9 protein-coding genes are annotated in these 11,274 nt (G+C 40.8%); all 9 read left to right on the top strand.

Going from position 1 to position 11,274, the window contains the following annotated elements; translation table 11 throughout:
* A partial coding sequence (locus tag B5X70_RS18415) for a hypothetical protein (RefSeq protein WP_234995087.1) occupies positions 1 to 299 on the top strand: 299 nt, incomplete at its 5' end.
* A 47-nt stretch (positions 300 to 346) separates the two neighbouring features.
* Positions 347 to 1,135 carry an AI-2E family transporter gene (locus B5X70_RS16600; protein WP_157666511.1) on the top strand — a complete coding sequence of 263 codons (789 nt, stop codon included), beginning with the start codon at positions 347 to 349 and terminating at the stop codon, positions 1,133 to 1,135.
* Between the two features lie 87 nt (positions 1,136 to 1,222).
* Positions 1,223 to 1,552 (top strand): DUF805 domain-containing protein, encoded by a 330-nt coding sequence (locus tag B5X70_RS16595; protein ID WP_079559027.1) that lies wholly within the window; start codon positions 1,223 to 1,225, stop codon positions 1,550 to 1,552.
* Positions 1,527 to 1,916, top strand: a complete 390-nt coding sequence (locus tag B5X70_RS16590; RefSeq protein ID WP_198314167.1) for a 7(1) septoil knot domain-containing protein — start codon at positions 1,527 to 1,529, stop codon at positions 1,914 to 1,916. The genes B5X70_RS16595 and B5X70_RS16590 overlap by 26 nt, the downstream gene beginning before the upstream one ends.
* Before the next feature lie 818 nt (positions 1,917 to 2,734).
* Complete coding sequence (locus B5X70_RS16585; protein WP_079559026.1) at positions 2,735 to 5,962, top strand: SusC/RagA family TonB-linked outer membrane protein; 3,228 nt, start codon at positions 2,735 to 2,737, stop codon at positions 5,960 to 5,962.
* A 56-nt stretch (positions 5,963 to 6,018) separates the two neighbouring features.
* Positions 6,019 to 7,746: a RagB/SusD family nutrient uptake outer membrane protein gene (locus B5X70_RS16580; protein ID WP_079559025.1), complete on the top strand. Its 1,728-nt coding sequence runs from the start codon at positions 6,019 to 6,021 to the stop codon at positions 7,744 to 7,746.
* A gap of 246 nt (positions 7,747 to 7,992) precedes the next feature.
* On the top strand, positions 7,993 to 8,793 hold the full coding sequence (locus B5X70_RS16575; RefSeq protein ID WP_079559024.1) for a hypothetical protein: 801 nt from the start codon (positions 7,993 to 7,995) through the stop codon (positions 8,791 to 8,793).
* Positions 8,794 to 9,000: 207 nt separating this feature from the next.
* Positions 9,001 to 10,065 carry a glycoside hydrolase family 88 protein gene (locus tag B5X70_RS16570; RefSeq protein ID WP_079559023.1) on the top strand — a complete coding sequence of 355 codons (1,065 nt, stop codon included), beginning with the start codon at positions 9,001 to 9,003 and terminating at the stop codon, positions 10,063 to 10,065.
* 12 nt (positions 10,066 to 10,077) lie between these two features.
* Complete coding sequence (locus B5X70_RS16565; protein ID WP_079559022.1) at positions 10,078 to 11,214, top strand: polysaccharide deacetylase family protein; 1,137 nt, start codon at positions 10,078 to 10,080, stop codon at positions 11,212 to 11,214.
* The last annotated feature ends 60 nt before the right edge of the window (positions 11,215 to 11,274 follow it).

Genomic DNA, 11,274 nt, shown 5'->3' with positions numbered 1-11,274 from the left:
CTACCATTTTTCAGTTAGGCTACCATTACTCTAACGCAAAAAGCAGGTATCGTGGTGTAATAAAGCACCAAATGTGGGCCAACATCCGTTGTTTGTGGGTGAATTTTGTCCGGATACTCAAATACACAAAACAATTATGTCAAAGAACTACGTCTATTGCCCAAAAAGCGATCAAATCAAAGACTTTTGCCTATATGACAGGTGGATCTGAACTTTATTTTGCAATCAAAACATTTTTATCGGCAATATTACCTGCCAGGCTGTTCATTTCTGAAAATATCCAATTCTCCGTCAATTAAGAAAATGAGGTTGTCGGAGTGGACTCAACTTTATTGTTAACATCGTTTTGTCCAACCTAAGAATACTCGCTGTTTCGTACGAGAAGTATCTGATCAATATAGACGTGCTGATAAACAGAATTAACGAAACATTCAATATTGATCTTTTGGCCTCAGTTAAAATCCATTTCCAGGATTTTGATTTTGGCTCAGCAGCCTTTTCAGTTTTCAATTTCTCATCAGGATTAGTTGGCACCGTCTTTATGATGATAATCTACACCATATTCATTTTTATTGAAGAATCATCCTTTAGAAAAAAGCTCCAGAAGGCTTTTGTCGATACCCAAAAGTTTGAAGAGACTTACCTTCTGATAGAAAAGATAGAGCGATCTGTTTCAAAGTACCTGGTGCTGAAAACACTAATATGTCTATCAACCGCTGTTTTGAGCTACATTGTTCTGATAACTGTTGGAGTAGACTTTCCCGTTTTCTGGGCATTTCTAATATTTCTTTTCAACTATATTCCGATTTTAGGTTCGTATGTGGCTACTGCCCTGCCTGTGCTTTTCAGTTTGTTGCAGTTCGGGGAGTTTGGACCAGGACTCCTTGTATTACTGTTTGTGGGGATAATACAGGTTGTGATAGGGAATTTTGTCGACCCCAGGGTAATGGGCAACAGTGTAAATCTGAGCCCATTGGTAATCATACTTTCCCTGGCTTTGTGGGGTGCCATATGGGGAATTGTTGGAATGTTTCTGAGCGTTCCGCTGATGGTGATTGTTGTTGTTGCCTTTTCCAAAATGCCCCGATTTAGGCCTTTTGCCATTTTGATGACAGGAGATGGGGAGGTTGATTAATAAATCGACTTCAGTTGTGAAGATAAGGATTCATTAGTGGGTATTGTCTGGATGAATTAATAAGTTTAACAATTAAGAACAAAGAAAATGTTTAATAATCCATTCTCATTTCAAGGACGTATCAGAAGATTTGAATACGGTTTAAGTATCATAATTATGTTTGCGTTCATTTTAGTTGTCGGCTTTTTTGTTGGCTTTACAGGTGTAGGCGATGGTTTTATATATGTTCTCTTAATGCCTGCATATTGGTTTAGGTTAGCTCAAGGAGCAAAAAGATGTCACGACAGAGGAAATAGTGGTTGGTTTCAAATAATCCCTTTTTACGGTTTATGGATGCTATTGGCTGACAGTGAGAATGGAGTTAATGAATATGGACCTAATCCAAAAGGGATTGGAAATTATAGAAAATCAAATTAAGACAATCATTAAGCGAATGAAAAATTTGTTGGTGCTATTAGTAATTTTGCTTTCATTTGGTTTTGCCAATTCGCAAAAGGTATATGTTGTAAATAATTCGGCTTTTGCAGATGTAAAGGTTTATGTCGTCAATAGTGCGATATTTGCAGATTTGCTTGTTTATAAGGTAGATAACTCTGCATTTGTAGGGAAGAATGATGGGGAATGGCTTTTTGTGAGTAATAGAGCTTTTGCAGACAAGAAAATTTATTTTGTGAATAATAGAGCTTTTGCAGACTTGAAAATTTTCTACGTCGATAGCAGAATCTTTGCTGGGTGGAATAATAAAGATAAAATGCACCTAATGGAGAAAAGTAAGCCATGAAAAGCCTTTTTTTACTTTTTTTGAGGCCATAGTGAGTAATATTAGCGAAGATCTGCTTTGCGGGAGAAGCGGTTCACACCGTTAGCGTGAATTTGAAATTCGTGCTCCGCTCCGACATACTCCATACCCGATCTCTTGTCTTTTGTTTCACTTTAAGTGATTCCGCTGCGTTTCATCTTCTATTTTCCTTTTTCCGTTTCCACATGCCGATGTGAATACTAATTCACTTATCAATGACGCTGCCGAAACGTTGGTTGACATGAAAGTAATATCCGCTATTTCACTCATACAAATACAAACTCTCAATTTGGATAAGGCATTTCGGGAAAATAGTAATAAAATATAATTACTGCTTTTTTATACCTGATTATTACCCAATTTATATTGCTCTCTAAAGTCTACAGCCGGCATCAGGTTTAATCTGATGTCGGTTTTTTTCTTCTCAAAAAATCTTCCAATTCTAAAACAGGGGCTAATTATGCTGTTGGTGTGATTAGTTGAGAGTTTTGGAGATTGCATAAAAAGTATAAAAAAGCAAGCAGTTGCATTATTGTAAAACACTATAAAAATAGGGTAAAAACAAGTTTAACTCTCTATATGATCTTTCAGAAAAGTTATTCATGAATGTAAATAAATAAATAAAAAGGGCAAACGCTTGCACAATAAAATAATAATTAACAACTTTGTATAAATATTTCGATTTGGATCGAAAAGAGAATATGAGCAGAGTTGAAAGAATCAAAATTAATTAGGAGAGAGACAGCACACGATGTGTGCCTATTATATGCCAATCAATTATTTAATTTAACATCGAAGCTATGAAAAGAAAAAGTCTGGTATTGTTATTTTGCTTGATTTTGGGCCTGACTTCTTATGCACAGCATAGAGTCAGTGGTGTTGTTTACGACACCACCAATGAGCCCGTTCCCGGGCTTGCAGTTCTTGAAAAAGGAACGAGCAACGGGGTAATTACTGATATTGACGGAAGGTTTACCATTAATGTTGAAGGAGAGGCATCTGTGTTGGTCTTCTCTTTTGTAGGAATGGAAACTCAGGAAATCACGGTTGGTTCTCAAACCCAAATTGAAGTTATTATGCGAGACACTTTTGCCGACCTTGATGAGGTGGTTGTAATAGGTTATGGCGTGCAGCGTCGTGCACTTATTACGGGAGCCAATGTAAATGTTGGGGGAGATCGTATAGCTGAACAAAACACTGCAACAGCCATGGAAGCTCTTCAGGGTGTTGCTCCCGGGGTAAGCATTGTAAGAAATCATGGTGCTCCCGGAGCAGGTACCAAGGTTACCATCCGTGGGATGGGAACCATTGGAAACGCTAGTCCACTTTACATTGTAGATGGAATCGCCATGTCTAATATCGATTATTTAAATCCATCAGACATTGAATCCATTGATGTGCTAAAGGATGCGGCCTCAGCCGCAATTTATGGATCCCGGGCTGCAAACGGGGTCATTCTCGTAACAACCAAAAAAGGTAAACCTGGGGCTTCAACAAGGGTTACCTACGATGCTTACTTTGGGGTTCAAAACCTATATAAAAAGCCATCGGTGCTTAACGCACAGGAGTATATGTACATTTTCGATGAAGCCCGTATAAATGATGGTGCAGATCCATACAATTGGGAAAATCGGATCATCAACGGAAATACCTATTTCGATCAGAATTATCCTGGTCAGGCTTACGGACAGGCTTACGGACAGTATGTTTGGAATCGCCTTCAAAATGGATGGGCAGGAACCGATTGGGTGGATGAAATTACAAAATCAAATGCCCCTGTTCAAAGTCACTCTGTTAACATTACAGGCTCGTCAGAGGATATTACTTATGCCATGGGCTTTTCGTATCTGGAACAGGCCGGTATTATTGGGGGAGATATAACGGATGCCGGTTATCGCAGATTAACGGCACGCTTTAACAGCGAGATGGTGCTGTTTAAGAATGATCAACGTGACATCATCACAGTTGGAGAAAACTTTACTTTTACCAACAGTCGCAACAGGAGCGTGGCAACCGGCGATATTTACTGGAACGATTTACATAACGCCATTGTGACAAATCCTATGATGCCTGCTCATTACGATATGGGCGCACTTAACCGTTTGACTTATGGTTATGGACCAACACTTGAGGGAATAGACAGAAATCAACACAACCCCATTGGAACCATGTACGACAGGCATAACTATAATTGGGGGAAAGGAAATACCTATTCGGGTGCTGTTTATGCTGTCATTGAACCTCTGGCTGATCTTAAATACCGATCTTCTTTTGGTCTGAACGGGTGGTTTGGACATTACAGATCATACAAGTCTGTTTATGAACGCGCCAACCTTGATCGCCGCTCCAGAGACAATGTGACTCAGAGCATGAACCAGGGAACTGTTTATACTTGGACTAATACGCTGACTTACGATACCAGAGTGGAAAATCACAGATTTAATTTTCTGGTAGGTTCAGAAATGGTGAGAAATGTATTAAACACCAGCATGGAAGCGATGAAGGCTGGAACCGATTTTGGTTTGCCACAGCATGCCTATTTGCGCAATGTACAATCAGTTGAATCAGTAGGAGATATTTCAGCAACGGGTGCTGACTGGGCCGCTCAAAGAGGAGGGTTGATGTCATATATGGGAAGGGTTTCTTACAACTATATGGAGCGTTACCTGTTTGATGCTACTATACGTGCCGATGGTTCTTCAAACTTTGCAAAGGGTAATCAATGGGGATACTTTCCATCAGTTTCTGGTGGTTGGATATTTACCGACGAAGCTTTTATGGATAACCTGGATTGGATGACATTTGGAAAATTAAGAGCGTCCTGGGGACAAAATGGAAATCAATCAATTCCTAACTTTATTTACTCTTCAAATATCAGTTATTTGGAACGTGGTTACTTTTTTGGTCCTGACAAACTGGTCTCTGCAAATACTGCCATTCCTGAGAATATTCCAAATCCGGATGTAACATGGGAAACTTCAGAGCAGTTGAACATTGGATTGGACGCAAACTTTTTTCATAACCGGTTAGGTCTGAATCTGGATTGGTATAAAAAAACAACTAAAGACTGGTTGGTTCGGGCACCCATTTTGGGAACATTTGGAGCATCTGCCCCATATATAAATGGTGGAGATGTTGAAAATAAAGGATTTGAAATTATGCTGTCTTGGAATGACAGGGTGGGAGAGTTTCGTTATGGTGTGACTCTGAGCGGAGCTCAAAACAAGAATAAGGTGACTCGGTTAGCCAATGCAGAAGGTCTTATAACCGGGGAGACCAATGTTTTGTCGCAAGGAACTTCTTATGTTTACAGAGTTGAGGTTGGCCAGCCAATCGGATATTTTTACGGATATAAAACCGATGGTATTTTCCAGAACCAGGCTGAAGTTGATCAATATGTAACTGCTGATGGTACTTCTATTGTTATTGGTTCTGAGCCTGATACCCCAAGGCGTCCTGGAGATGTTCGTTTTGTGGATCAAAACGGAGACGGTATTATTGATGAAGCAGACAAAGTGAAACTGGGTAGCCCTCATCCTGATTTTGAACTCGGAATGCAGTTAAATGCCGAATTCAGAGGATTCTACGTGAATACCACCCTGGCAGGGAAATTTGGAATGCAGGTTATGCAATCATATCGCGATTTTGCCGGATCACCAATGCAAAACTATCCAACATCGGTATTTAATCGTTGGCATGGTGAAGGCACATCAAACAGATATCCTCGCCTAAGCGCGCTGCCAAACGCTAATGGAAACTATATTTCTGATATCTATATGTATGATGCCGATTATTTAAGAATAAACAATCTCACCTTTGGATACCGATTTGATCGCCATCTGAATGCTGTGGATTGGATGCAGGGAGCTTCGTTATACGTTTCTGTAAATAATCTGTACACATTTACTAAATATGATGGAATGGATCCTGAGGTTGGTTATGCGCCGGACAACTGGGCATCAGGGATTGACCTTGGATTGTACCCGCTGCCACGCACTGTTATGCTGGGTATAAACGTGACTTTTTAATCACACGATATTATGACCTTTTTTGGTTTAATTGTTGAAAACAGAAGCATTTTATTATGAGAAAATTATTGTATTTAATCGCTATAGGTGCAATTCTCATCACCAGTTGTGATGATCATTTGAGCACCAAAAACCTATTCAATAAAAGTACCGACAATTTCTATCGGACTCCAACTGATATAGATGAAGCAATGGCAGGCGTTTACAATGCGTTGTTTGTTCAGACAAACACCGGCTTGGCCGATGAACACATTGCTGCCAGCATGTTCAGCGACTTAGTATTTGCAGGTGGTGGAGCAGATGACGCTTTCGCACACAATGCTGCGTCATTTACCGATCCGGGAGAGGATACATATCATCCATTGTGGCTTGAAACATATAGAGGTGTATTCCGTGCAAACAGTATTATTGCCGCTCTGGAAGGTGAGAATGCCGGTTTTTCTGAATATTTTGCAACAGAACAAGATGCTGAAACATACCTGGACAATGCTTTGGGAGAAGCTTATTTCATGCGTGGATTTTTAATGTTCAGGGCAGCACGCTTTTTTGGCGGAATGCCTTTAATTCTTGCTCCTGATGCCGATAGGTTTGTGCCACGGTCTTCTTTTTCCGAAACTTTCAGCCAAATAGCTTCTGATTTTCATAAAGGAGCTACCCTGATGGCAGAAGTTGATGTAAACACCATCTCTGTTAACCGATACGGACATGGAAACCGATGGACAGCCAAAGCCTATCTGGCTCGTACATTTTTACATTACACTGGTTATATGACCAACATTGAAAATCAACCAACCACTCAAATCTCATTGCCAGATGGAACGGTCATTAGTCGTAATGATGTGATTGAGCATCTTGAAGATGTAATTGATAACAGTGGTTATGCATTGGTCTCTGATTTTAGAAATTTGTGGCCCTACTCACATATCAATCAGAGTGCTGGTGAAATCGTTTTGCCATGGGCTGAGAATGAAGGTCTTCAATGGGCTGGTCAAGATGGTCCAAACGCAAATATTGGAACCGGAAACACAGAGGTAATGTTTGCTAAAAGGTACGCATTTGCCGATTGGAGTAATACGAAGTTCCGAAATTGGGCAGTACTGTTTTTCTCTGTTCGCGGACAGGATGTTGGCCCCTATGGCCAAGGCTGGGGCTGGGGTACAGTTAATCCTAATTTTTATAACAATTGGTCAAACGATGATCCTCGGAAAAGAGGTTCTGTGTTAGATCTTAATGCCAATGACGAAGGTGTTGAAGCATACAATCCCGATGCAAACAATGGAATTCAGCAAACTGAATTGGTCAACAAAAAGTACATTCAGCTGCGCCATGATGGTGAAGAAGGTGTAAAAGGGATGTTTTATTACATCTACCGTCCCGGAAGTACCAGTGATAGCTATATGCTTTGGTCTGCTCAGGATTTTTACTACCTCCGTTTTTCTGATGTTTTACTGATGCATTCTGAACTTTCTGAAACTGCCGATGGTTTGAACGCAGTTCGTGCACGTGCTGGATTGGAACCGGTCAGCTATTCTCTGGAGGCTTTAAAAATTGAGCGCAAGCATGAATTCGCCTTTGAAGGTATTCGTTGGTTTGACCTGGTTCGTTGGGGTGATGTTGAAAACAGTGCCAACAACTACTTCTCACAGGCTGCAACTGTTATCAATAACGGTGTTGAAGCAGTGCATTCAGTAAGTTATCGTCCGGAAACAAAAGGATTGGTACCAATTCCGGAATCTGAGATTCGCCTTTCAGATGGATTGTATACACAAAATCCCGGTTGGTAAATGAGATTTCCAAAATATGGCTGTCTAGATAGTCGAATAATCATATTTAATAATTACAATTTGTGAGTAAACACGCTTTCACACCTTCAAGCCTCCCCCATGGGGGAGGCTTAAAGTCCCACCGGGCTTTAGTGATGAATTATTTTTGTAGTGTTTGCGATTTTGAAAAATGAGGATAATTTAGATTTAATTATATGACAGCCTCATACAGAAACAATATATTTAACTGTATTAAACAACAGACAAATGAAACTATTTAAGAATATATATCTTGTCATCGCATCTTTTTCCATCCTTGTTATGGCATGTGATCCTATTGAAGACAGGGATCTGTTAAAGAATGCTTTTAGCCCTGATGATATTGAAATGGCAGTGGAACACTCTGCACCGGGAAGTAACCTGTTCACTCTCAAACTAAAAACTCCGGGTGTAACCGGTTACTGGGATTATACCATAGGCAAGGGGTTCAGCAATGAAGTGGAAGTGTTGTATCCCATCACAGGAACACAAACCTTTAGTTATGTGGTCTCATCTGGTTACATCGGTAACAACATGAACGATATTGAGTATGTTGTGAAATCCATTGATGTTGAAATTACTCAACTCGATAATGAAGTGCCTGAGCAGTGGGGTAATTTGGTGGGTGACGGAAGCAAAACCTGGGTGTTCGATAAATCTGATATCACGCGCTGGTGGTATATGACTGATGCTGATCCGGCCGCTTTTTGGTGGCAACCTGACGATGGCCCCTCTGATGAAACAGGGCGCATGGTTTTTGACCTGGAAGGTCAACCAAACTTTACTTATTATGCTTCGCCGGATGCAGAGCCTGTTGGTAACACTACTTGGGTTTTTAATTCAGATTTTAGCGAACTCAGGTTAATTGGTGAAGCCAATATTCTTGGAGTTGAAGACGGGGGAGTGCATGTGGATGGTCTCAAAAACTACCGGATACTGGAGCTTACCGAAGACAGGCTTGTGTTATTTAATACACCCGTGGCCTGGAGCCCCGGTTGGGTCTGGGTTTTTAAACCGGCTGAAGATTAGGTCGTTTTAGATAGAGTAGGAATCCTGAAAATTTGTCAACAGATTGATGAATTAATAACAATAGCAGAATTTTGTATATCAAAATTGACGGGTAAGTAACAGGTTTTCAGGATTCTCTTTTTTCGGTATTGTTGAATACATAATAATCAGCTGTTTTATGTAATTCAGATTATAATTCTGAATTGCAAAACTCTTACATTCAATTGTATGATTAGACGAGATTTTATTTCAAGATTAGGATTATTTGGTGGTTTGGTTATAGCTCCTGCCTCTCTTTTAAAGGGATGTGTCAAATCACAATCCGACGTTGCCGACTTTTATATACCCATTCGCGAAAAGGTAAAAATGGCAATGCTCACCACTCAAAAACAGAACTGGGAACATGGTATGGCCACACAGGCTTTTGTGGAGGCGGGTGATGAGAAAATGATGATACTGATGGCAAAGGAAGCTATTGTGAGGCAGGACAGTGACGGGAGACTGGCTGTTTTGGGGGTGGCAAATGGAATCACCGACTCTGCAACACCCGGTGAAGCTGTCCTGAGAACTTCAGTATTGCTTAACAACCCAGAAATGAAGGAGGCGACCGATCGAATGCTGGACTATTTCTTCAATGGTGCACCTAAATCCGATGAAGGTCTTATTTATCATTCTCACCACGGACCTGAATTATGGGCTGATTCCATGTATATGGCTCCACCTTTTTTCGCCTATGCAGGTTATCCGGACGAAGCTTTGAAGCAGCTAAACGGAATCAGAGAGAAATTGTGGGATAAAGGCAAACGACTTTACGCCTATAGATGGTGCGACATAACCAAACAAATTTCCAATCCTAAATTATGGGGGCTTGCCAATGGTCATGCCATTCATGGAAAAGTGAAACTTATAGAATACCTCCCGCCTGAATATGAAACCGACAGACAGAAATTGATCGCTGCAGTTCAGGAACATCTGGAGGGCTGTTTAAATTTCATGCGCACCGATTTTCTGTTTCATGACTCCATTGACGACTCATCAACCTTTATAGAGACCAGCCTCTCTGAGCGATTGGCTTACTCCATTTTCAAGGGTGTTAAGCAGGGCTGGCTGCATAAAGATTACCTTGAAACCGGCCTGAAAATGAGAGATGCGGTATGGGGTAAAGTTGATGAGTTTGGTTTTGTTCGGGGAATTCCGGGGCCACCTTCTTACTCCGAACCGGGTACTTCCACAGAGGGGCAGGCTTGCTTTTTAATGATGGAAGCAGCATTTGATGATTTGCAAAACAGTTAGGCGATTAACTATATGAATCAATATTTATTATTAATGGTCATCACTGTTTTATCAGTGATTTCCTGTGCTGACAACAGAGGTGAAGATTTTAGAAATGAGTCACCCGTCAACCCGGGAGGATTTCCGGATGGAGATGTTCCCCAAATGATTGTGTTGGGATCTGATGACAATACAAATGTTGAGGGAATGAACTGGATCCTTGACTTTATGGCTTCTAGAAGCCATAAAGATGGAACCTCTTTAAGAATGTCATTTTATTCAAACTCCCGCTCTTCTGCGGATTGGCATCTTCCTGAAAACCACAAACTGGTTGAAGCCCACAAAAGGGCTTACAATCTTGGGCATGAGTTGGGTAATCACACCTCAAACCATGCTTTTTGTGTTTACGGACAAACAGGGGAAGGCCAAATCAGAATCACGCAGGATTCTATTTTCCGCATTGTGGATGAGTTTTCTCATGACCTTATTCACCTGGTTGGAATGAATCCCAAGCATATTGTCGGTTTTCGTACGCCATATTTGGCCTGGAGCGATTCAGTCTTCTATGTAATAAACAATAAAGGTTTTTGGTATGATTGCTCCATTACCGAGTCGCGTCTCGGACCGGGTCGCTATATATGGCCATTTACCATGGATTATGGTGCTTCCGGAACAATTGGCTCGTGGTGGACTGAGAATCATGGCACATCCGTGGGTCGACACCCTGGACTTTGGCAATTGCCTTGTTATTCATTTCAGGCCCCTGATTCCCTTTTTGCATACATGGATTCACTTGCGGGAAGAACCCATAATGGACTTATTACCGGACTGGATTACAATATGTGGTCTGCACCCCGAAGCGGTTGGCTTTTGAATAAGGATCAGTCGCTGGCAGTTCTGAAACATACTTTAAAACTAAACTTGGAAGGGAACAGGACTCCAATGACCATTGGTATGCACTCTCAATACTATGCCGATGATTTTAATGGGTTTGGATTTCAGAATATTCCATCGGCAGCTGACAGGAGGGCGGTTGTTGAAGAGTTTATTGATTATGCTCTTCAGTTTGATGATGTATGGTTTGTAACAGGGGCGCAGGTGATACATTATATGAGAAATCCTGTTGAAAAAGAATATTATAATCCCGATAACTATTTGTTTACGAAGTAAACAAGTCGTTGATTCTATTCACTCTGAGAATTGTTTTGTCTACATATATGATAGTATTTC

The organism is Alkalitalea saponilacus (genome assembly GCF_900168165.1).
GTDB classification, from domain to species: domain Bacteria; phylum Bacteroidota; class Bacteroidia; order Bacteroidales; family Marinilabiliaceae; genus Natronoflexus; species Natronoflexus saponilacus.
The sequence above is the reverse complement of the archived record's forward strand: the minus strand, read 5'-3'. Positions and strand labels throughout refer to the sequence as shown.

Excerpts from the sequence above, each read along its gene's own strand:
- B5X70_RS16595 (WP_079559027.1), top strand. The coding sequence starts at position 1,223 with ATGTTTAATAATCCATTCTCATTTCAAGGACGTATCAGAAGATTTGAA.
- B5X70_RS16580 (WP_079559025.1), top strand. The coding sequence starts at position 6,019 with ATGAGAAAATTATTGTATTTAATCGCTATAGGTGCAATTCTCATCACC.
- B5X70_RS16570 (WP_079559023.1), top strand. The coding sequence starts at position 9,001 with ATGATTAGACGAGATTTTATTTCAAGATTAGGATTATTTGGTGGTTTG.
- B5X70_RS16585 (WP_079559026.1), top strand. The coding sequence starts at position 2,735 with ATGAAAAGAAAAAGTCTGGTATTGTTATTTTGCTTGATTTTGGGCCTG.
- B5X70_RS16565 (WP_079559022.1), top strand. The coding sequence starts at position 10,078 with ATGAATCAATATTTATTATTAATGGTCATCACTGTTTTATCAGTGATT.
- B5X70_RS16575 (WP_079559024.1), top strand. The coding sequence starts at position 7,993 with ATGAAACTATTTAAGAATATATATCTTGTCATCGCATCTTTTTCCATC.